Below are 21,141 nucleotides of genomic sequence, written 5' to 3' on the forward strand. Positions count from 1 at the left end.
ACGCCTGGGCCTTATGCCCGGCCGTCAACAAACCGAAACCGCTGGGTAACGCTGTAATTATGCAGTCACCCGTATGACACGTCACCCTACGACGGTTCCGAACAGTGCTCCCAGGACGTACGTCACACCCGCGGCCGCACCGCCGAGGACCAGTTGACGCAGCCCGCTGAACCACCAGGAACGCGCCGTCACACGCGCCACGACCGCCCCGCAGGCAAACAGTCCGACCAGCGCGAGCAGCACCGCGGGCCAGATGGCGGACGCCCCCAACAGGTAAGGAAGGACAGGCAACAGCGCGCCCAACGCAAACGATCCGAAGGAGGAAATCGCGGCAACAGCAGGCGAAGGAAGGTCGGACGGGTCGATGCCCAACTCCTCGCGGGCATGGATCTCCAGGGCCTGCTCCGGGTCCCTGGAGAGCTGTTCGGCGACCTGCCGGGCGAGCGCCGGCTCGACCCCGCGCGACTGGTAGAGGGCCGCCAGCTCCTCCAGCTCGTCCTTCGGATGCTTGCGCAGTTCTGCGCGCTCGATATCCAGCTCGGCCTGCACCAGCTCGCGCTGCGAGGCGACCGAGGTGTACTCCCCCGCCGCCATCGAGAAGGCGCCGGCCGCCAGGCCCGCGAGGCCGGTGATGATGATCGCCTGCTGCGGCAGCGCACCGCCGGCGGCGCCCGTCATCAGGGCGACATTCGAGACCAGCCCGTCCATCGCACCGAAGACGGCGGGGCGCAGCCAGCCGCCGTTCACATCGCGGTGGGTGTGGTTGTCACGGTGGGCGACATGCGTCGGCGCCGCGGCGTCCATGATCTCCATGACGGACATATCGGTACCTACTCCCTGCGAGCGAGGTGTGGGCCGATGGCGGCACTTCCCCCTCCAACGCTTCGAAGTTATGCGGCTCCTGGCCTTCTCCGCTAGCAAGGAAGGCCGAACTTACCGCGCTGACCTGCGGTTTTTCCGCGAGGTCGGCGATGAGATCCGGGTCACACACCCGTACGGGGCCAGCCGGACACACCCCTCCGGGGCCGTCCGGGGCGGTCGACCGGGTGACCCTGCCGCCCGGGACAGGAGAGCCGGGCCGTCGCGTGGCACGGATACAGCGCAGCGGTCCGCAGCCGGGCGGCCGCCCTGCGGGCCCGGCGGCGGTCCGGCCCGTACGACAGAACGGCACGCACATGAGCGCAGCGCACCCTCCGCCCGTGGAACCGGCCGGGCCCGGCGTGGGCGACGCCGTCCGCGACCGGGCCCGCGGCGCGCTGCTCGGGCTCGCCGTCGGTGATGCGCTCGGCGCCCCCGCGGAGAACATGAAGCCCTCGCAGATCCGCCGCCGCTGGGGCCGGATCGAGGGGTATGTCGAGGACGACCCGGCCGGCACCGATGACACCGAGTACGCGATCTTCTCGGGGCTGCTGCTGGCCGCGCACGGCTCGGCGCTGACCGTCGCCCAGGTCGAGGCCGCCTGGCACCAGTGGATCGCCGACCGTGACGAGGGGCCGTTCCGCGGTGCGGGCTTCAGTGAGCGCGGCACCCTGGAGAACCTGCGCCGTGGCCTGGCCGCGCCCATCTCCGCCCAGCACCGGCACGCCTGGAGCGACGGGCTGGCGATGCGCGCCGCGCCGTTCGGGGTGTTCGCCGCCGGGCGGCCCGCCGAGGCCGCCCGGCTGGTGGCCATCGACGGCACGGTCAGCCACGACGGCGAGGGGATCTACGGCGGCCGGGCGGTGGCCGCCGGCGTCGCCACTGCCCTGGTCGCCTCCTCCACCGACGCGGTGATCGCCGCCGCGCTGTCCGTCGTGCCGGAGGACTCCTGGACCGCCCGTTCGCTGCGCCGTGCGGTCGGGGCCGCCCAGCGCTCCCGGCACACCCCGGGCATCACCCAGCTCGGCACCGAGCGCGCGGTGCGCTCCGCCGTCGTGATCGGCGGCTACCCGTGGACGGATCTGGCGCCGGAGGCCGTCGGCCTGGCCTTCGGCGCGTTCGAGGCGGCCCGCGGTGACTTCTCCGCCTCGGTGCTGACCGCGGTCAACATGGGGCGCGACGCCGACACCACGGCGGCCGTCGCCGGTGCGCTGGCCGGGGCGCTGTGCGGCGCCGCGGCGATCCCCGAGGCCTGGGCCGCCGCCATCGGCCCAGCGCGCGGCAGCTGTCTGCCGTCGATGGCGGGCTATCACGTGCTGGACATCGCGGAGCTGCTGACCGCGCAGGGGGCGGGCCCGCGGGCGGATGCCGCAGTGGGGCCCGGTGCCGGGGCGGTCGCCGAGGACGTGGTGGGCGCCCGGTGAACGGCCGGGAAGCGGTGAACGACGCCGGGCCCGGCGACCTTGCCGGGGCGCGCAGCCGTATCGAGGGGCTGCTGCTCGGGGTGGCCGCGGGGGACGCCGCGGGATGGCCGGCGGCCCGGCACCGGGCGGCGCGGATGCCGGAGTGGACCCGGCGGCTGACCCGGGAGCTGGACACCTTCGCCGAGCAGAACGCGACCACCACGCTGCCGGTGCCGATCGCCCTCAACCAGCCGCCCGAACCGCTGCGATTGGGCCCCTCCGACGACGCCGAGTGGGCCGCCTTCACCGCCGAGTCGGTGCTCACCGCGGCCGGCGCTCCCCTCAGCGACCTGGGCCGGGACCGCCGGATGCGGGCCGCCGTCGATCTCGCCTGGAACGCGCTGGCCAACGAGGTAGCCGCGGCCGCCGACCGGGCGCCCGAGGTCGAGTCCGCAGTGCTGCCGCTGCGCGCCCGGATCTCCGTACGGGCCGGGCTCGGCAACCTCGCCGCCGGGCTGCGGCCGCCCGCCACCGGCCATGACAACCCGCACTACTTCGACGACGCGGCCTGTGTACGCGCCGCCGTCCTGGCCGTGGTGCACCCCGGCGAGCCGTCCGCCGCCGCCGAACTGGCCGAGTACGACGCGCGCTACACCCAGGACGGCGACGGGGTGCACGGGGCGCGGGCGATGGCCGCCGCGGTCGCCGCCGCGCTCGGCGGCACGGCGGCCGGCGGCTGTGTGGACGCGGCGCTGGACCAGCTCCCCGACGGCACCGAGATCCGCCGCAACGCCCTGCACGCGGTCCGGCTCGCCCGGTCCTTCGCCACCGACGGCCCGCCCGGCCGCCCCGGCACCGCCTTCGCCCTGGTGCCCGTGCTGGAGCACGAGATCGTCGACCACGTCTACAGCTACGGCATCGCCGCGGCCGAGACCGTCCCGGTGGCGCTGGCACTGGCCCTCGCGACGGACGGGCGGGTCGCCGAGGCGGTACCGGCCGCCGCCTGTCTCTCCCGGGTCGCCGACTCCGCCCCGGCCCTCGCCGGAGCGCTGACCGGAGCGCTCGGCGGTGCGCACGCGCTGCCCCGCACCTGGCGCGACGCCTGCCGGGTGCTGTCCGGCTGTGCGCTGCCGCGGCTGGCCGGCACGGACCTGGTCGAGCTGGCCGGGTTGCTCGCCCGTACGGAGCTGACCGCGCCCGAAGCCGCCGCGGCGCCCCCGCCGGCCCGTCCGGAAGCCGTCTCCGGCGCCCTTCTGGCTCCCGCCCCCTCCCCCACCGTGGAAGGACTCACCCGCACATGACGTACGCAAGCGAGCAGACACCGGCCGCGGCGCCCACGGCCGACCCGCAGGCCACCCGGATCCTGCCGGTCACCCCCGTCACCGTGGTCGCCAAGCCGTCGCCGGTGAACCCGGTGCCCCCCGTCGCGCCCGTCCCCCCGACCCTGGAGGACCGGGCGACCGGCGCGCTGGTCGGCGCCGCCGTCGGCGATGCGCTCGGCGGGCCGGTGGAGGGCCGGACACCGGAGGAGATCGTGCAGCGGCACGGCGGCCGGGTCGAGGGCATCGTCGGCCCGTTCCACGACGACTGGCGCACCGCCCGCCCGCTCGCGCCGTACCACAAGGGCGACGGCCATGTCACCGACGACACCCTGATGACCCATGCGCTGGTGCGGGTCTACGAGGCCGTGCGCGACCACCTCGACGCCTACGACATCGCCGACCACCTGGTACCGGATCTGATCGGCACCCCGCGCTGGATCCCGGAGCTGGAGGCCGAGGCGCTGCCGGTGCAGCGGATCTTCCTCGCCGAGAAGTGGATCGTGGCGCGGCTGCACTACGGGCACGCGGATCCGCGCGAGGCGGGCGTCGGGAACATCGTCAACTGTGGTGCGGCGATGTACATGGCGCCGGTCGGCATCGTCAACGCCGGCAACCCCGACCGGGCCTACGCCGAGGCGCTGGACATCGCCGGGGCCCATCAGTCCTCGTACGGGCGGGAGGCGGCGGGGGTGTTCGCCGCGGCGGTGGCCGCCGCGTTCATCCCGGACGCGACCCCGTCCTCGGTCGTCGTCCAGGCGCTGCGGCTCGCCAAGGACGGCACCCGGGCCGCGATCGAGGCGGTCTGTGAGGCGGCGTCCTCGGTCACCGACCCGGCTTCGGCACCGGCCCCGCTGCGCGCGGCGGTCGCCCCCTTCGACACGGTCGGCCCCGACTACCGCAACCCGTCGCTCGGCGCCCGGCGGCCCTCCCGGCTGCACGCCATCGAGGAACTCCCCATCGCCCTGGGCATGTTGCTGATCGGCGGCGGCGACTTCCGGTCCACGGTCCTCGGCTCGGTCAACTACGGCCGCGACTGCGACTCGATCGCCACCATGAGCGGCGCGCTGGTCGGCGCGCTGCGCGGCGCGGAGGCGGTACCGGCCGAGTGGAGCACGGAGGTCGCCCGCGCCAGCCGCCTCGATCTGGAAGCGCCCGGCGCCGCGCTGGCCGCCGTCGCACGGGAGGTCTTCACCCGCGACCGGGCCCGCGCCCGCACCCATGATCAGGCCTTCACCGCGATCTCGGCGATCCCGGCGATGACGGAGGCGGTCGGGCCGTGACGGCCACGGCGGCGGCGCCCGCCCGGCCCGCGCCCGCGGCGCCGCTCCGGGTGACCTGGGTGCAGCCCGAGGACCTGGTCGGGCACGAACTGCGCCAGGCGGCGGAGGACGGCCGGGACGCCGCCGGGCTCGCGCGGCGGTGGCGGACGGCGGGCGGTACGACGGCACCGGGCCGGGCGGGCGCCTCCCCCGGCCCGGCCGGTCCGGCCCTGCGTACGCTCGCCGGGGCGCTGCTCGACGAACTGGCCCTGCTGCCCTGCCCGTCGGCGGCCGATGAGCCCACCGAGCTGACGGCGATCCAGCGGGAGTGGGCGCCGTGGCCCGAGGAGGGTGGGCCGAGCCCGGGCAGCAAGGTGCCGACCGCCCGGCTGGAGGCCGCCTGGCTCGGGCGGGCGGCCGGCTGTCTGCTCGGCAAACCCGTCGAGAAACTGCCGCTCGACGGGATCCGGGCGCTCGCCCGCTCGACCGGAAACTGGCCGCTGGACGGGTACTTCACCGAGGCCGGACTCGACCCGGCGGTGGCCGCCCGCCACCCGTGGAACCGTCGCAGCCGCGCCACCTCACTCGCCGGGAACATCGACGGCATGCCCGAGGACGACGACCTCAACTACCCGCTCCTGGGCCTGCTGCTCCTCGAACGCCACGGCCCCGGCTTCACCACGGCCGACGTGGCGCGGCTGTGGCTGGACGAACTGCCGGCCGGCCGGACCTTCACCGCCGAGCGCCTGGCGTACCGCAACCTCCTCGACGGCATCGAGCCGCCGCACACCGCCCGGTACCGCAACCCGTTCCGGGAGTGGATCGGCGCCCAGATCCGCGCCGACGTCCACGGCTGGACCCACCCCGGCGACCCGGCGGCCGCCGCGGCCCAGGCCTGGCGGGACGCCACGCTCAGCCATACCGCGAACGGGGTGTACGCCGCGATGTTCGTGGCCGCCGCGCTCGCCGCGGCGGCCGGCGGCGGCACCGAGGTGCACGGCGCGCTGCGCGCCGGGCTGGCCGTGCTCCCCGCGCGCTCCCGGCTCGCGCGGGCCGTCCGCCGCGGTATCGCACTGGCGCGGGCCGAACCCACCGGCACCCCGGCCGGCTTCGCGACCGTCGTCGACCGGCTGCACAGCGCCTACGGACACCACCACTGGGTGCACGCCGTGCCCAACGCGGCGCTGCTGGCCGCCGCGCTCACCCACGCCGACGGCGACTTCAGCGGCTCCATCTGCCGTGTGGTGTCGGGCGGTTGGGACACCGACTCGAACGGCGCCACCGCCGGGTCGCTGACCGGCCTGCTCGCCGGGTCGCCCGGGGCGCTGCCCGCCCGCTGGACCGCACCGCTGCGCAACCGGCTGGCCACCAGCGTCCGCGGGCTGGACGGCATCGGCTTCGACGCCCTCGCCGCGCGCACCGCCGCGCTGGTCGTGCCCGGTACCCCCGCCCACCGAACGAAGGCCCCCGCACCATGACCGACCCCTCCCAGTCCGGGGCGCCCCGGCCCACCGCCGACGACGGCACCGCCCCCGGATCCCCCGCCGCCGGCCCGCTCACCGGGCTGCGGGTGCTCGATCTCGCCACGCTGTTCGCCGGCCCGCTCGCCGCCACCCTGCTGGGCGACTTCGGCGCCGAGGTGATCAAGATCGAGCATCCGCACCGGCCCGACCCGTCCCGCGGCCACGGGCCCACCAAGGACGGCATCGGCCTGTGGTGGAAGCTGCTGGGCCGCAACAAGCGAACCATGACGCTCGATCTGTCCCACCCCGGCGGCCGGGACGTACTGCTGCGGCTCGCCGCCGGGGCCGATGTGGTCGTCGAGAACTTCCGGCCCGGGACCCTGGAGCGCTGGGGCCTGGGCTGGGACGAGCTGTCCGCGGTCAACCCGCGGCTGGTGCTGGCCCGGGTCACCGGCTTCGGGCAGTTCGGCCCGTACGCCCGGCGCCCCGGGTTCGGCACCCTCGCCGAGGCGATGAGCGGTTTCGCCGCGATCACCGGGGAGCCGGACGGGCCGCCGACCCTGCCGCCGTTCGGTCTCGCCGACGCGATCGCCGCGCTGACCACGTCGTACGCCGTAATGGCCGCGCTGCGCGCGCGGGACGCCACCGGCCGCGGCCAGGTCGTCGATCTGGCCCTGATCGAACCGATTCTGACGGTCCTCGGTCCGCAGCCGCTCTGGTACGACCAGCTCGGCCATGTCCAGCCGCGGACCGGCAACCGCTCGGCGAACGTCGCCCCGCGCAACACCTACCGCACCGCCGACGGCTCCTGGGTGGCGGTCTCCACCTCGGCCGAGTCGGTCGCCGGGCGGGTGATGCGGCTGGTCGGCCGGCCCGAGGTGATCGACGAGCCCTGGTTCGCGACCGGCGAGGGGCGGGCCCGGCACGCCGAGGAGCTGGACACCGCGGTCGGTGACTGGATCGCCCGGCACGACCGGGCCGAGGTGCTGGCCGCCTTCGAGAAGGCCGAGGCGGCCGTGGCACCCATCTACGACATCCGCGAGGTGATGGCGGACCCGCAGTACGCGGCGCTGGGATCGATCACCGAGGTCCCGGACGATGAACTCGGCACGGTCCGGATGCAGAACGTCCTCTTCCGGCTCTCCGAGACACCGGGCGCCATCCGGTGGGCGGGCCGCCCGCACGGCGCGGACACGGACGAGGTGCTGGCCGGACTCGGGCTGACCGACGCGGAGATCGCCGGGCTGCGCACGGCGGGTGCGCTGTGAGGCCGGCGCCCCAGGCCCCCCGCCAGACACCCGCCCCCACCCCGCTGACCTGGCTCTATGTGCCCGGGGACCGCCCTGACGTGGTCGCCAAGGCGCTCGGCTGCGGGGCCGATGTGGTCGTGGTCGACCTGGAGGACGCGGTCGCCCCGGACCGCAAGGACCATGCGCTGCGGGCCACCGCCGAGCTGCTGGGCGCCCCGCTGCCGGTACCGGTCCATGTCCGCGTCAACGCGCTGGACGGCCCGCTCGCCGCACACGAGATCCGCACCCTCGCGGCGCTGCCGGGCCTGGCCGGTCTCCGGCTGCCCAAGGTGCAGGGCCCGGCCGATGTCCACCGCGCCGCCGGCTGGGCGACGACGGCCCTGGAGCCGGTACCCGAACACGTCCCGTACGCCGCCGAAGGCCCCGTACCACCGGCCGGGCACACCCGCGCGGACCACCTCGCCCCGGACCACCTCGCCCCGGTCCGTACGCCCCCCGGCAGCACCGCCACCCTCGCCCCCGAGGCCCCGCCCGCCGCGAGCGCACTGCCCGCCACCCCGGCCCTGTACGCGCTGCTCGAATCCGCGCTGGGCATCGAGCACGCCTTCGCCATCGCCACCGCGCATCCGGCGCTGCGCGGGATCGCGCTCGGCGAGGCCGATCTGTGCGGGGAGCTGGGGGTGCGGGACGACGCGGGGCTGGCGTGGCCGCGCAGCCGGGCCGTGGTCGCCGCCCGCGCGGCCGGTCTGGCCCCGCCGCCGCAGTCGGTCCACCCGGACGTCCACGACCTCGACGGGCTGGCCCGGTCCTGCGCCCGGGGCCGGGCACTGGGCTTCCTGGGCCGGGCGGCGATCCACCCCCGCCAGCTCCCGGTGATCGAGGCGGCCTACCTCCCCTCGGCGGAGGAGGTCGCCGAGGCCCAGGAGATCGTGCGGGCCGCCATGGCGGAGGGCGGGGCGCTGGCGCTGCCGGACGGCCGGTTCGTGGACGCGGCGGTGGTCGCGGGCGCCCGGCGGGTGCTGGACCTGGCCGGGCGCCGGAACTGACCGCCGGGCCGCCGGGTCCGGACAGCACAGCGCCGGGCGAACCCGTTGTCGGGTCCGCCCGGCGCGTACGGCGGCCGGGGCCGCCTCAGGGCTTCTTGGTGCTGCCGCTGCCGGCCGGCTTGGCGTCCGCGGCGGGCTCATCCGCCGTGTCCTCGGACTTCTTGTCGCCGGACGCGTCCGTCGCGGACTCCTCGGCCGCGTCGGCACCGGACTCCGCCTCGTCGTCGGCCGCGGTCTTCACCGCCGGCTTCTCGACCGGGACCCCGGCCTTCTCGGCGGCTTCTTCCGTACCGCTCTCCGCGGTGTCACCGTCCGCGCCCTCGACGGACTCCGCACCCGGTTCGACGACCGCTTCCCGGCCGGGGGCCTTCTTGGCGGAGATCACGAAGTAGACGACGGCGAGGACGAGGACGATCAGCGCGACCCAGACGTTCAGCCGCAGGCCCAGGATGTGGTGCGCCTCGTCGACCCGCATGTACTCGATCCAGGCGCGGCCCGCGCAGTACGCGGCGACGTAGAGGGCGAAGGCCCGTCCGTGGCCGAGCCGGAAGCGCTTGTCGGCCCAGATGACCAGCGCCGCGACGCCGATGCACCACAGGCACTCGTAGAGGAAGGTCGGGTGGTAGGTGCCGCCGATGCGGCCGATGGCCGGGTCGGAGCTGATCTCCAGCGCCCACGGCACATCGGTCGGCTTGCCGTAGAGCTCCTGGTTGAACCAGTTGCCCCAGCGGCCGATCGCCTGCCCGAGGGCCAGGCCGGGCGCGAGCGCGTCGGCGTACGCGGGGAGCGGGATACCGCGCCGGCGGCAGCCGATCCAGGCGCCGACCGCGCCGAGCGCCACCGCGCCCCAGATGCCGAGGCCGCCCTCCCACACCTTGAAGGCGTCGAGCGGGTGGCCGTTCGGGCCGAAGTACGGCTCGTACGTCGTGATGACGTGGTAGAGACGGCCGCCGACCAGCCCGAAGGGGACGGCCCATACGGCGATGTCCGCGACGGTTCCGGAGCGGCCGCCGCGCTGCACCCAGCGCTTGTTGCCGAGCCAGACGCCGACGAAGACGCCGATGATGATGCAGAACGCGTAGCCGCGCAGCGGGATCGGGCCGAGATGTACGACGCCGACCGACGGGCTGGGAATGAATGCGAGGTCCATGGCAGGGACGACGCTACCGCGCCGGGCGGGGTCGGCGGCAACCCGGCCCGGCTACGGCTGCGTAACGACCCCGTCCCCGCGCCATGACGCTCCGTGTCCACACCGGCAGTCGGCGCCGGTGGGCCCGTCTACGGCGAGGGCGCGACGGCCCCGGCGGGCGGCTCCGCCCGGGGTGCGGCGCTCCTTCCGGTGTGCCTGCCCTGGGGCGAGGAGCCGGTGTGCGGTGCGGCGCTCTGCTTCCCCGGCTGCCTGGACTTGCCGGCGTCCAGCACCATCTTCTTGAGGTCGGCGGGGCTGAGCTGACCGCCCTTCTCCTTCGACAGGTCCTTGCCGTTGAGCAGAACGGTCGGGGTGCCGCGGTAGCCGGAGGAGGCGAAGGCGTCGCTGGACTTCTGCACGAAGCGGTTGTACCTGCCGTCATTGACGCACTTGGTGAAGGCGGGGGTCACCAACCCCTTGACCTTGCCGGCCAGTTGGAGGAGGTACTGCTTGTCGGCGAACTTGTCCTGCGGCTCGGGCGGCTGGTGGGAGTAGAGGACGTCGTGGTACGCGCGGAACTTCCCGGCGTCCTGGGCGCACAGGGCGGCGTTGGCGGCGTTCCGGGACCCCTGGCCGCCGGCGTTGCCGTCGATGATGGTCACGAGGTGGTACTCGCTCTTGAGCCGGCCGGAGTCCTCCAGCTCATGGATGACCGGGCGGAAGCCGGTCTCGAACTGCTGGCAGGCGGGACAGCGGAAGTCCTCCCACACCGTGAGTGTGGCGGGGGCACCGGACGCGCCGACCGGGACGGCGGGCCGGGCGCCGTCGCTGGCCTGCTTCGGGACGGCGACCTCGTTGTCGTTGGCGGCTGGTTTCTCGGAGGACGACGACGCCCAGACGGCGATGCCGCCGGCCACCGCCAGCACCACCACCACCGCCCCCGCGACGATCGCCTGGCGGCCGCGCCGGGCGCGGGCCTTCTCCTTGTCCCGCTGTTCCTGGAGTCGCTCGCGGGCGGATTTCTTACCCTCATGATTCTTCTGGCTCACGCCCCTGGACAACGAAGCGGAGGGGTGCCGCCGCACCCCTCCGCACCGATGTTCGCCCTATCGAGGGACAGCTGTTCGCCCTATCGAGGGACAGCGGCCGGGCCCGCGTCCCGCCCGGCCCGGCCGCCCGCCCCGCCGTCAGGAGCGCTTGCGCACGCCCTCGGCCAGCTCGCCCGCCAGGCTGCGGACCCCGGCGAGACCGGCCGTCAGATCGCCGTCCGCCGCCAGCAGCAGCTTGACGAACGCCGAGCCGACGATCACCCCGTCCGCGAACCGGGCCACCTCGGCGGCCTGTTCGGCGTTGGAGACCCCGAGGCCGACGCAGACCGGCAGCCCGGTGGTGGCCTTGGTGCGCCGCACGAGGTCCTGCGCCTGCTCGCCCACCGACGCACGGGTGCCCGTGACGCCCATCAGCGAAGCGGCGTACACAAAGCCCGAACCGGCCGCGGTGATCTCGGCGAGCCGGGCGTCCTTGCTGCTGGGGGCGACGACGAAGACGGTGGCGAGACCGTGCTTGTCGGCGTGCTCCCGCCAGACCGCGGACTCCTGGACCGGCAGGTCGGGCAGGATGCAGCCCGCGCCGCCCGCCTCGGCGAGCTCGGCGGTGAAGCGCTCGATGCCGTAGCGGTCGATCGGATTCCAGTACGTCATCACCAGGACGGGCTTGCCGGTGGCCTGATGGGCCTCGCGCACCGTCCGCATGACGTCGGCGATCTTCACCCCGCCCCGCAGGGCGATGTCGTCGGCGGTCTGGATGACCGGGCCGTCGAGCACCGGGTCGCTGTGCGGCAGCCCGACCTCCACGACGTCCGCGCCGCCGTCGAAGACGGCCTTGGCCGCCTCGATACCGCCGTCGACGGTCGGGAACCCGGCCGGCAGGTAGGCGATGAGCGCGGACCGGCCCTCGGCCTTCGCGGCGGCGAGGGTGTCACTCAACAGCTTGATGTTCCCGCTCACTTGGCGTCCCCCTCGATCTCCGCGTCCTCGGTGCCGGCGTCCGCCTCGACGGCGGCGTCCGTGTCGTAGAGGCTGAAGTAGCGGGCGGCGGTGTCCATGTCCTTGTCGCCGCGCCCGGACAGATTGACGACGATCAGGCCGTCCTTGCCGAGCTCCCGGCCGGCCTCCAGGGCGCCGGCGAGGGCATGCGCGCTCTCGATGGCGGGGATGATGCCCTCGGTCCTGGAGAGCAGACGCAGCGCCTGCATCGCGGCGTCGTCGGTGACGGCGCGGTACTCACCGCGGCCGCTGTCCTTGAGGAAGGCGTGCTCGGGCCCGATGCCCGGGTAGTCGAGACCGGCCGAGATGGAGTACGGCTCGGTGATCTGACCCTCGTCGTCCTGGAGGACGTAACTCCGCGACCCGTGCAGGATTCCCGGCTCACCGGCGCTCAGCGTGGCCGCGTGCTCGCCGGTCTCGATGCCGTGGCCCGCGGGCTCACAGCCGATCAGCCGCACCCCGGCGTCCGGGATGAAGGCGTGGAAGAGGCCGATGGCGTTGGAGCCGCCGCCGACACAGGCGACCGCGGCGTCCGGCAGCCGGCCGGCGCGCTCCAGGATCTGGCGGCGCGCCTCGACGCCGATGACGCGGTGGAAATCGCGCACCATCGCGGGGAACGGGTGCGGTCCGGCGACGGTCCCGAACAGGTAGTGGGTGCGGTCGACGTTGGCGACCCAGTCGCGGAAGGCCTCGTTGATGGCGTCCTTGAGGGTGCGGCTGCCGGACTTCACGGCGATGACCTCGGCGCCGAGCATCCGCATCCGGGCGACGTTGAGGGCCTGCCGCTGGGTGTCGATCTCGCCCATGTAGATGGTGCATTCGAGGCCGAACAGGGCACAGGCGGTGGCGGTGGCCACGCCGTGCTGGCCCGCGCCGGTCTCGGCGATGACCCGGGTCTTGCCCATCCGCTTGGTGAGCAGCGCCTGGCCCAGCACGTTGTTGATCTTGTGGGAGCCGGTGTGGTTGAGGTCCTCGCGCTTGAGGAACACCCGGGCCCCGCCGGCGTGCTCGGCGAACCGCGGCACCTCGGTGAGCGCGCTGGGGCGCCCGGTGTAGTTGACCATCAGGTCGTTGAGCTCGGCCGCGAACGCGGCGTCCCCCTTGGCCTTCTCGTACTCCGCGGCGACCTCGTCGACCGCGGCGACCAGCGCCTCGGGAATGAACTTGCCGCCGAACGCACCGAAATAGCCTTCGGGGTTCGGCACCCGACCCTCGGGATCGGGAAGGAAGAAATCGGCGGACATCAGACGCACTCCTCGCCGGGGCAACGGCCCCGGAAGTCCAGTGGTGGCGGGATGGGCATCACGGTATGCGGCGCGCGCGAAGCGGGCGGGCCGTTGCCACTGCGCAGTGGCACGGGCGCTCGCGGAGGCCGGTGGGCGTCGCGGGACCCGGACGGCGTGCTCCCCGACGGCGGGGCACTCCCCGACCCGGCCGGGGCGCTCCCCGACGGCGGGGCACTCCCCGACCCGGCCGGGGCGCTCCCCGACCCGGACTGGGGCGCTCCCCCGCCCCCTCCCCCCCTCCCCCTTCGGGGAGGGGGGGAGGGGCGGGGGGTGGGTTCGGGGGTGGGGGGGGCGCAGGCGGTCAGTTGACCGCTGCGTCCCCCGGTGTCCCGGTGCCCGGACGGGGCCGGCGCGTCAGCGCGCGGACCCCGGTCGCCATCGCATGCCGTTGATCTGTCCCGGCTCGGAACCGATGTGATACCTGACCCGGCGCCCGTGGACCCGCCGGGCGGGCGCCCGGCAGCCCCGGTGCCACGGCGGCAGCGCACAGCGCTTCGGGTCGGGGCGGCGCCGGTGCGGGGCGGTCGGGAAGCCGTGGACCGGCACCACCGGGCAGGGAACGCGGACGGCCGCCCCGGCGCGCACCCCGGCCGGGCCCGGGTGCGGTACCCGGGCCCGGCAGCGGAGGTCTGCGGCGGTGGCGGTCATGTCGCTGTGCTGTCCCGGGCGCTCAGGACCGGCCGTGCCGGATCGCCGGGTGGGAGCCCGCGGCGACCAGGTCGGAGACCGCGGTCTTGGGGTCCTTGCCGGTGACCAGCGACTCGCCGACCAGCACCGCGTCCGCGCCGTCGTTGGCGTAGGCGATCAGGTCGTGCGGTCCGCGGACACCGGACTCGGCGATCTTGACGATGTGGTCGGGGATCTCCGGGGCGACCCGGGCGAAGTTGCCGCGGTCGACCTCCAGGGTCTTCAGATTGCGGGCGTTGACGCCGATGATCCTGGCGCCGGCGTCCACCGCGCGGGCGACCTCTTCCTCGTCGTGCACCTCGACCAGCGGCGTCAGTCCGATCGACTCGGCGCGCTCGATCAGCGAGACCAGCGCCTCCTGCTCCAGCGCGGAGACGATCAGCAGCGCGAGGTCGGCGCCGTAGGCACGGGCCTCCCACAGCTGGTAGGCGGTGACGATGAAGTCCTTGCGCAGTACGGGGATGTCGACCTTGGCGCGGACGGCCTCCAGGTCGGCCAGCGAACCGCCGAACTTGCGCTGCTCGGTGAGGACGGAGATGACGGCCGCGCCGCCCGCCTCGTAGTCGGCGGCCAGACCGGCCGGGTCGGCGATCGCGGCGAGCGCGCCCTTGGAGGGGCTGGAGCGCTTGACCTCGCAGATCACCGTGACGCTCTCGCCCTTGAGCGCGGCGACGCCGTCCTTCGCGGGGCGCGCCTTCTGGGCCCGCTCCTTGAGTTCGTCGAGGCTCACCCGCGCCTGCCGCTCTGCGAGGTCGGCGCGGACGCCGTCGATGATCTCGTCGAGCACACTCACGCGAGCGGCCTCCTTCTGGAGCGGTGGTGGACGGTCCCCCGGACGAACGGTCCCATCCGGCACTCCGATGGTATCCGCCAAGCGAGGCAGGTCTCACATCCGGTGGACCGCGATCCCACGACCTGGACTTCTGCGGATGCTGCGGATGCTGCGGAGCCGGTGGCGCCGGGTCCGCACGGCTGCGGGGTCACGGTGCGAGCCCGCTGCCGAAGGGGAGGTTGCGGACGACCGTGAAGACCAGCAGCAGCCCGCCCAGCGCCCACCAGTGGACGGCTCGCGGCCGTGGTCCCGCCGTGCGGCGCCCGCGGACCGCATTGCCCAGCCAGAGCGCCCAGAAGACCGCACAGGCGGCGTACCCGGCCACCGCGAGGGCGTTGGCGCCCAGCGCCCCGATGAGGTCACCGTGCGCGACGGCATGGGCGCTGCGCAGCCCGCCGCAGGCCGGGCAGTAGACGCCGGTGAGGTGCAGCAGCGGGCACACGGGGTAGTGGCCGGGCTCGTTCGGGTCGACGGCGCCGAGGACGGCGAAGGCGGCGGTGGCGGCGGCCAGGGCGCCGAGGGGCGCCACGAGGCGGCGCGGCAGACCACCGCGCGGGGAGGCGTCGGGCCGGGCCGCGGGTTGGCTCACGTGCCGATTGTCCGGCCGGACAGGCGAAGGCGCAGCTTCTCGGCCGCCGTACGGAACGGTCACGGACGGCGGGTACGGCACCACGGTGCGTACGGGCCGGGAAGCGGCGCCTTCGGGGGTGCTGCGGGAGTGGCGCCGGACCCCGGCGCCACGGGAGCGGGGGCTCAGCCCTCCTGCGGCTGCGCCTGCGCCTGGGGGCGCGGCTTGGCGGCGCGCTTGGGCTCCGAGCCCAGACCGGCCATGCGCATCAGACCGCCCACGACGGCACCGAGGCCGATCAGCGCCATACCGGCCCAGAAGCCCGGCACGTTCGCCAGCACGATGAAGGCTCCGGCCACACAGAAGCCGATGAACGAGATGATGACGCCGGTCCAGGCGGCGGGGGTGTGTCCGTGGCCACTGCTCGACATGAATGCTCCTCGATGCTCTGTCGCGCCGGGGTCGGGGCGCGATGATCCGCTCGGCCCATTGTCACCGATGCCGGAGGGAACCCCTTTACCGGGTGGGGTCCTCACCGCGGTCCAGGGACTTCCAGATCTCCTCGGGGCGGTCCAGATCCGGCGGGGCCGGTGTCCGCCGCGGGCCCCGGCCGCCGCCGGGCGTGCGCTCGTATTTGCCCGACATCGCAGGCCAGTGGCGTCCGTACACCAGCGCCAGCAGCCCGGCGACCAGCAGCAGCAGACCGCCGGCCGCGGCCACCCATGGCCATCCGGTGTGGGTGACGTGATGCACATCGGTTCCGGTCAGCCCGACCGCGGTGGCGGCCTTCTCGCGCAGCGCCGAGGTGTCGGAGTTGCCCAGTACGGCGGCGACGGCGATGCCCACACCGCTGAGCGTGAGGAGGGCGGCGACCGCGATGCGGCCGGCCCGGCGGACCGCGAAGACGGCGACCAGCGCGGCCAGGCCGACGACGGCCAGCGCGCCGGGCACGCCGGTCACATCGGCGCCGGTCACCGTGCGCGGCAACTCGCCCTGGGCCAGCACCGCGGAGCCCTCGGCCCAGGTGCGGCCGGAGGCCAGCAGCGCCAGGGCGGCGCCCGCCGCCCCGGCCAGCAGCGCCAGGGCGAGGCTGCGGTGCGCGCGGCGCGCGGGCCTGGCCGGCGGGGGCCCGGAATCGCCCTGCGGCGCGGTGTCGGTGGGGGTCTGGGATGCGGCACTCACGCGTACCACTATCGCGCACCGGCCGCCGGGGGCCGGTGCGCGGGGGTGCTGCGGGTGACCGGCCCGTTACCTGCCCAGGTGGTTGGCGGTGTGCACGGCGCGCAGCACCGCGGCCGCCTTGTTGGGCACTCGGGGCACCCCGCGTCGGGGTGGACCGGGGCAGGAGCCGTTGGTGGTCCCGCCCGGTGGACCACCCCTCGGCGGGCTACCTCCCCAGGTGGTTGGCGGTGTGCACGGCGCGCAGCACCGCGGCCGCCTTGTTGCGGCACTCGGTGTCCTCGGCCACCGGGTCGGAGTCGGCGACGACCCCGGCGCCCGCCTGGACGTAGGCGGTGCCGTCGCGCAGCAGGGCGGTGCGGATCGCGATGGCGGTGTCGGAGTCGCCGGCGAAGTCGAGATAGCCGACACAGCCGCCGTACAGGCCGCGCCGGGACGGCTCCAGCTCCTCGATGATCTGGAGGGCGCGCGGCTTGGGGGCGCCGGAGAGGGTGCCCGCGGGGAAGCAGGCGGTGAGCACGTCGAAGGCGGTACGGCCCTGCGCGACCTGCCCGGTGACCGTCGAGACGATGTGCATCACGTGGCTGTAGCGCTCGACGGACATGAAGTCGACGACCTCGACACTGCCCGGTTCGCAGACCCGGCCCAGGTCGTTGCGGCCCAGGTCGACCAGCATCAGATGCTCGGCGCGCTCCTTGGGGTCGGCCATCAGCTCGTCCGCCAGGGCCTGGTCCTCCTGGACGGAGGCGCCGCGCGGGCGGGTTCCGGCGATGGGGTGGACCATGGCCCGGCCGTCCTCGACCTTCACCAGCGCCTCGGGGCTGGAGCCCACCACGTCGAAGGCGCCGTCCTCGCCGCCGTCGGGGCCCTCGAAGCGGAAGAGGTACATGTACGGGCTGGGGTTGGTGGCCCGCAGCACCCGGTAGACGTCCAACGCGCTCGCCGTGCACGGGGTTTCGAACCGCTGGGAGGGCACGACCTGGAAGGCCTCTCCTGCCCGGATGCGCTCCTTGATGTCCTCGACGGCGTCCTGGTAGGCCGCGCCGCCCCACTTGGCGGTGTACGGCGGGACCTCGGACGGCGGCAGCGCGGCGGCACTGGCGGGCGCGGGCCGGGCGAGGTCGTCGGCCATGGTGTCCAGGCGGGCCACCGCGTCCGCGTAGGCCTCGTCGATACCGGTGTCGAGGTCGTTGTGGTTGATCGCGTTGGCGATCAGCAGGACGGTGCCGCTCCAGTGGTCGAGGACGGCGAGGTCCGAGGTGAGCAGCATGGTGAGTTCGGGCAGCCGGAGGTCGTCGGTGGTCTGCTCGCCGATCTTCTCCAGGCGGCGCACGATGTCGTAGCCGAGGTAGCCGACCATGCCGCCGGTGAACGGCGGCAGCCCCTCGCCCTCGATGAGGTCCCGGGGGGTGTGCAGGGTCTCGACGGCGGCGCGCAGGACGGCGAGCGGGTCACCGTCGGTGGGCACGCCGACGGGCGGGGTGCCGAGCCAGTGCGCCTGCCCGTCGCGGGTGGTGAGGGTGGCGGCGCTGCGGACGCCGATGAAGGAGTAGCGCGACCACGTACGGCCGTTCTCGGCGGATTCCAGGAGGAAGGTGCCGGGGCGTTCGGCGGCGAGTTTGCGGTAGAGCCCGACCGGTGTGTCGCCGTCCGCGAGCAGCCGCCGGGTGACGGGGATGACCCGCCGGTCCTTGGCGAGGGTGCGGAAGGTGTCGAGGTCCGGAAGGGCGGTGCCGGTGGTTCCCGTGGTCATGGCGCGGAGCCTACTGGTCCCGGGCGTCCCGGGTGGTCAGAACGTCCGCGTCGAAGCAGGTGCGGTCGCCGGTGTGGCAGGCGGCGCCGACCTGGTCGACCCGGACCAGGACGGTGTCGGCGTCGCAGTCCAGCGCCACCGACTTCACATGCTGGACGTGGCCGGAAGTATCGCCCTTGACCCAGTACTCCTGGCGGCTGCGGGACCAGTACGTACAGCGGCCGGTGGTCAGGGTGCGGCGCAGCGCCTCGTCGTCCATCCAGCCGAGCATCAGCACCTCGCCGGTGTCGTACTGCTGGGCGATGGCCGGGACCAGGCCGTCGGCGCCGCGCTTGAGGCGGGCGGCGATGGCGGGGTCGAGGGCGGGGGTGGTGTCCGGGGTGGTGGCGCGGCTGCTCATGGTCTCCATTGTGCCGTGCGGCATCCTGCCTTTATGCATCCTCAGCAGCCGTCCGCGCCGCCACCGCCGCCGGACCCGGACCGCGCCGCGCGGGTCGCGGCACGGGTCCTGGGTGCGGTCTTCGCGGCGGCGGTGGTGGTGGCCGTGGTGGTCGCGGTGGTGGTGCTCCGCTCGTAGCGCGTGGCTATGGGTCCTCGTAGCGCGCGGCTACGGGGCGGGGGCCGGGTTCACACGCCCAGCTTCGCCGCCGTCACCAGGTCGACCGCCTCCTTGTCGCCGTCCAGCTGCACATCGGCGACCTCCTGGCGGCCGAAGGCGAACATGGTCAGTTCGCCCGGTTCGCCGACGACGGTGACCACCGGGGTGCCGCGATGGGCCACCGCGGTCCGCCCGTCGGGCCGCCGCAGCACCAGGCCCACCGGCGATTTCCGGCCGAGCACCCGGGCCATCCGCTCGATCCTGGACCACAGGGCGTCCGCGAACACGGGGTCCAGCTCGCGCGCCGCCCAGTCCGGCTGGGCGCGCCGGACGTCCTCGGCGTGGACGTAGAACTCGACGGTGTTGGACGCCTCGTCGATCTGCTTCAGGGCGAACGGCGACATCCGCGGCGGGCCGGTCCTGATCAGGTGGATCAGCTCCTCGTACGGCTTGCCGGCGAACTCCGCCTGGACCCGTTCCAGCCGGGCGGCCAGCGGTTTGACGAGGAGTCCGCCGGCCGCGTCGGCGCGCCGCTCGCGCACCACTACGTGCGCGGCCAGGTCCCGCGCGCGCCAGTTCTCACACAGCGTCGGCGCCTCGGGGCCGGCGCTCTCCAACAAGTCGGCGAGAAGGAGCCGTTCACGCTTCGCATGGGTCGACATGCGGCCAGCCTACGACCGGCCTCGCACCCCTGCCACGGGGCCGCGCCCGGGGCCCGCGCCGGTGGCCGCCCGCTCGTCCCGGCCGCCGGGCCCGCCCCCGGTCAGGACGCGCCCGGGTCCACATGCTCCATCAGGATGCGGGCCAGCTCCCGGGCGGCGCGCGGCGGGGAGACATCGCCCCGGTGGGCGACGGACACCACGCGGTGCATTCCGGGCGTCGAGAAGCGGGTGATCCGCAGGCCGGAGCGCTCGGCGACCATGCTGGGCACCACGGCGACGCCCAGCCCGGCGCGGACGAAGCCGAGGACCGCGTCCATCTCGCCGCCCTCGACGGTGAAGGCCGGTTCGAAGCCGGCCGCCCGGCAGGCCGCGGTGGTGAATTCCCGCAGGTCGTAGCCGCGGCGGAACATGGCCAGCGGCCGGCCGCGCAGATCCTCCACCCGGATGCGGGTGCGCCGGCCGACGGGGGCGGGGAGGTCGGGCGCGGACACCACGACGAGTTCCTCGCGCAGCAGCTCGGAGGTGGTCAGGGCGGGGGCCTGGAGCGGCAGCGGGGTGATGATCAGGGCCAGGTCCAGGGCGCCGTCGGCCAGCGCCCGGACCAGGTCCTGCGAGCCGTCCTCGGTGACGATCAGGTCCACGCCCGGGTAGCCGGCGTGGAAGGCGCGCAGGACGTCGGGGACGAGGCTGGCGCAGAGACTGGGCGGGGCGCCGAGGCGGAGCCGGCCGCGGCGCAGCCGGGCGACCTCCTGGACCTCGCGGCGGGCGGTCTCGGCGTCGGCGAGGATGCGCCGGGCGAACGGCAGCAGCGTCTCGCCGGCGTCGGTGAGGGTGATGTGGCCGCGGGCCCGGTGGAAGAGCTCCGCTCCCAGCTCCCGTTCCAGGGCGCGGATTTGCTGGGACAGGGAGGGCTGGGCGACATGTTCGCGCTCGGCGGCGCGGGTGAAGTGCCGGGTGTCGGACACGGCGGCGAAGTAGCGGAGCTGCTGCAACTGCATACGACGACGGTAAGCCATCGATAGGCAGCACCTATGGAGATGAGCCGAACCATGTCTTGGACTGATGGACCACCTGGTCCTTACCGTCGGGACCCATGGCACTGGACACACGGACGGACCGACGGACGTCCTTCGCGGCTCTGCTGTGGGGCTCGACCGTCGGCAAGAAGACGGTGATGGCCGTGAGCGGGCTGGTCATGCTGCTCTACCTGGTCGTCCACATGATCGGCAACCTGAAGATCTTCTTCGGGGCGGACGAGTTCAACGGCTACGCCCACTGGCTGCGCGTCGTCGGGGAACCGTTCATGCACGAGGAGTGGACGCTGTGGCTGGTCCGGGTGGTCCTCGTGGCCGCCGTCGTCGCCCATGCCACGTCCGCCTACCAGCTCAGCCGCCGCGACCTCAGGGCGCGGCCCAGCCGCTACGCGCACAAGAAGGCCCGCAGCAGCTACGCCACCCGCACCATGCGGTGGGGCGGGATCATCCTCGGTCTGTTCATCGTCTGGCATGTCCTCGACCTGACCACCGGCACCGTGCACGCGGGCGGCTTCCAGCCGGGCCATCCGTACCAGAACGTCCTGGACACCTTCTCGACCTGGTACGGCAACGTCATCTACCTCGTCGCGATGCTCGCCCTCGGGCTGCACATCCGGCACGGCTTCTGGAGCGCCGCGCAGACGCTCGGCGTCGGCAGCCGGACCCGCGAACGCCTGCTGAAGACCCTCGCCCAGGTCCTCGCGCTGGTGCTGACCGTGGGCTTCATCTCCGTACCCGTCGCCGTCATGACCGGAGTGGTGAGCTGA

22 protein-coding genes are annotated in these 21,141 nt (G+C 74.4%); 8 read left to right on the top strand and 14 right to left on the bottom strand.

Going from position 1 to position 21,141, the window contains the following annotated elements; genetic code table 11:
- Positions 1-81: 81 nt before the first annotated feature.
- The gene (locus CP981_RS10030; RefSeq protein WP_085924912.1) at positions 82-813 is read right to left on the bottom strand and encodes a VIT1/CCC1 transporter family protein; all 732 of its coding nucleotides are present in this window, start codon (positions 811-813) and stop codon (positions 82-84) included.
- Between the two features lie 362 nt (positions 814-1,175).
- Here CP981_RS10030 and CP981_RS10035 point away from each other — a divergent pair, with 362 nt between their 5' ends.
- From CP981_RS10035 to CP981_RS10060, 6 genes are read left to right on the top strand one after another with little or no spacing between them, the layout of a single operon-like run.
- Positions 1,176-2,282 (top strand): ADP-ribosylglycohydrolase family protein, encoded by a 1,107-nt coding sequence (locus CP981_RS10035; RefSeq protein ID WP_244329607.1) that lies wholly within the window; start codon positions 1,176-1,178, stop codon positions 2,280-2,282.
- On the top strand, positions 2,279-3,562 hold the full coding sequence (locus CP981_RS10040) for an ADP-ribosylglycohydrolase family protein (RefSeq protein WP_085924848.1): 1,284 nt from the start codon (positions 2,279-2,281) through the stop codon (positions 3,560-3,562). Before CP981_RS10035 ends, CP981_RS10040 begins: the two co-directional genes overlap by 4 nt.
- Entirely contained in the window at positions 3,559-4,863 is a 1,305-nt protein-coding gene (locus tag CP981_RS10045) for an ADP-ribosylglycohydrolase family protein (RefSeq protein WP_244329608.1), read from the top strand. The genes CP981_RS10040 and CP981_RS10045 overlap by 4 nt, the downstream gene beginning before the upstream one ends.
- Positions 4,860-6,320 (top strand): ADP-ribosylglycohydrolase family protein, encoded by a 1,461-nt coding sequence (locus tag CP981_RS10050; protein ID WP_085924849.1) that lies wholly within the window; start codon positions 4,860-4,862, stop codon positions 6,318-6,320. The genes CP981_RS10045 and CP981_RS10050 overlap by 4 nt, the downstream gene beginning before the upstream one ends.
- The gene (locus tag CP981_RS10055; protein WP_085924850.1) at positions 6,317-7,573 is read left to right on the top strand and encodes a CaiB/BaiF CoA transferase family protein; all 1,257 of its coding nucleotides are present in this window, start codon (positions 6,317-6,319) and stop codon (positions 7,571-7,573) included. The genes CP981_RS10050 and CP981_RS10055 overlap by 4 nt, the downstream gene beginning before the upstream one ends.
- The gene (locus tag CP981_RS10060; protein WP_085924851.1) at positions 7,570-8,601 is read left to right on the top strand and encodes an HpcH/HpaI aldolase/citrate lyase family protein; all 1,032 of its coding nucleotides are present in this window, start codon (positions 7,570-7,572) and stop codon (positions 8,599-8,601) included. The genes CP981_RS10055 and CP981_RS10060 overlap by 4 nt, the downstream gene beginning before the upstream one ends.
- 85 nt (positions 8,602-8,686) lie before the next feature.
- Here CP981_RS10060 and lgt read toward each other — a convergent pair whose 3' ends face one another.
- The 11 genes from lgt to hisI form a co-directional block, all read right to left on the bottom strand.
- A complete protein-coding gene (lgt, locus tag CP981_RS10065) occupies positions 8,687-9,751 on the bottom strand; it encodes a prolipoprotein diacylglyceryl transferase (protein ID WP_085924852.1) in 1,065 nt (354 codons plus the stop codon).
- Between the two features lie 128 nt (positions 9,752-9,879).
- The gene (locus CP981_RS10070) at positions 9,880-10,779 is read right to left on the bottom strand and encodes a DsbA family protein (protein WP_085924853.1); all 900 of its coding nucleotides are present in this window, start codon (positions 10,777-10,779) and stop codon (positions 9,880-9,882) included.
- A 138-nt stretch (positions 10,780-10,917) separates the two neighbouring features.
- Positions 10,918-11,736 carry a tryptophan synthase subunit alpha gene (trpA, locus tag CP981_RS10075; protein WP_085924854.1) on the bottom strand — a complete coding sequence of 273 codons (819 nt, stop codon included), beginning with the start codon at positions 11,734-11,736 and terminating at the stop codon, positions 10,918-10,920.
- Positions 11,733-13,019, bottom strand: a complete 1,287-nt coding sequence (gene trpB, locus CP981_RS10080; protein WP_085924855.1) for a tryptophan synthase subunit beta — start codon at positions 13,017-13,019, stop codon at positions 11,733-11,735. The genes trpA and trpB overlap by 4 nt, the downstream gene beginning before the upstream one ends.
- A 396-nt stretch (positions 13,020-13,415) precedes the next feature.
- Positions 13,416-13,709 carry a tryptophan biosynthesis modulator TrpM gene (gene trpM / locus CP981_RS39520; RefSeq protein ID WP_425282118.1) on the bottom strand — a complete coding sequence of 98 codons (294 nt, stop codon included), beginning with the start codon at positions 13,707-13,709 and terminating at the stop codon, positions 13,416-13,418.
- Between the two features lie 22 nt (positions 13,710-13,731).
- A complete protein-coding gene (gene trpC, locus CP981_RS10090; protein ID WP_085924856.1) occupies positions 13,732-14,541 on the bottom strand; it encodes an indole-3-glycerol phosphate synthase TrpC in 810 nt (269 codons plus the stop codon).
- Between the two features lie 187 nt (positions 14,542-14,728).
- Positions 14,729-15,169, bottom strand: a complete 441-nt coding sequence (locus CP981_RS10095; RefSeq protein ID WP_085924857.1) for a DUF2752 domain-containing protein — start codon at positions 15,167-15,169, stop codon at positions 14,729-14,731.
- Positions 15,170-15,333: 164 nt separating this feature from the next.
- Positions 15,334-15,579: an HGxxPAAW family protein gene (locus tag CP981_RS10100; RefSeq protein ID WP_030988665.1), complete on the bottom strand. Its 246-nt coding sequence runs from the start codon at positions 15,577-15,579 to the stop codon at positions 15,334-15,336.
- A gap of 85 nt (positions 15,580-15,664) precedes the next feature.
- The gene (locus CP981_RS10105; RefSeq protein WP_085924915.1) at positions 15,665-16,330 is read right to left on the bottom strand and encodes a TIGR02234 family membrane protein; all 666 of its coding nucleotides are present in this window, start codon (positions 16,328-16,330) and stop codon (positions 15,665-15,667) included.
- Positions 16,331-16,535: 205 nt separating this feature from the next.
- Entirely contained in the window at positions 16,536-18,080 is a 1,545-nt protein-coding gene (locus tag CP981_RS10110) for an anthranilate synthase component I (protein WP_085924858.1), read from the bottom strand.
- Positions 18,081-18,090: 10 nt separating this feature from the next.
- Positions 18,091-18,480: a phosphoribosyl-AMP cyclohydrolase gene (gene hisI, locus CP981_RS10115; RefSeq protein ID WP_042162200.1), complete on the bottom strand. Its 390-nt coding sequence runs from the start codon at positions 18,478-18,480 to the stop codon at positions 18,091-18,093.
- 33 nt (positions 18,481-18,513) lie between these two features.
- On the opposite strand from hisI, the gene CP981_RS37625 reads away from it, so the two are divergent.
- Complete coding sequence (locus CP981_RS37625) at positions 18,514-18,657, top strand: hypothetical protein (RefSeq protein WP_158092651.1); 144 nt, start codon at positions 18,514-18,516, stop codon at positions 18,655-18,657.
- Between the two features lie 50 nt (positions 18,658-18,707).
- Here CP981_RS37625 and CP981_RS10120 read toward each other — a convergent pair whose 3' ends face one another.
- Together CP981_RS10120 and CP981_RS10125 are read right to left on the bottom strand one after the other, a co-directional pair.
- Entirely contained in the window at positions 18,708-19,340 is a 633-nt protein-coding gene (locus CP981_RS10120) for a TIGR03085 family metal-binding protein (protein ID WP_085924859.1), read from the bottom strand.
- Positions 19,341-19,441: 101 nt separating this feature from the next.
- Positions 19,442-20,338, bottom strand: coding sequence for a LysR family transcriptional regulator (locus tag CP981_RS10125; RefSeq protein WP_085924860.1), 897 nt, complete (start codon positions 20,336-20,338; stop codon positions 19,442-19,444).
- 95 nt (positions 20,339-20,433) lie between these two features.
- Here CP981_RS10125 and CP981_RS10130 point away from each other — a divergent pair, with 95 nt between their 5' ends.
- Positions 20,434-21,141 carry a succinate dehydrogenase gene (locus CP981_RS10130; RefSeq protein WP_085924861.1) on the top strand — a complete coding sequence of 236 codons (708 nt, stop codon included), beginning with the start codon at positions 20,434-20,436 and terminating at the stop codon, positions 21,139-21,141.

Origin of the sequence: Streptomyces platensis (assembly GCF_008704855.1) — a bacterium.
In the GTDB taxonomy this organism is placed as follows: domain Bacteria; phylum Actinomycetota; class Actinomycetes; order Streptomycetales; family Streptomycetaceae; genus Streptomyces; species Streptomyces platensis.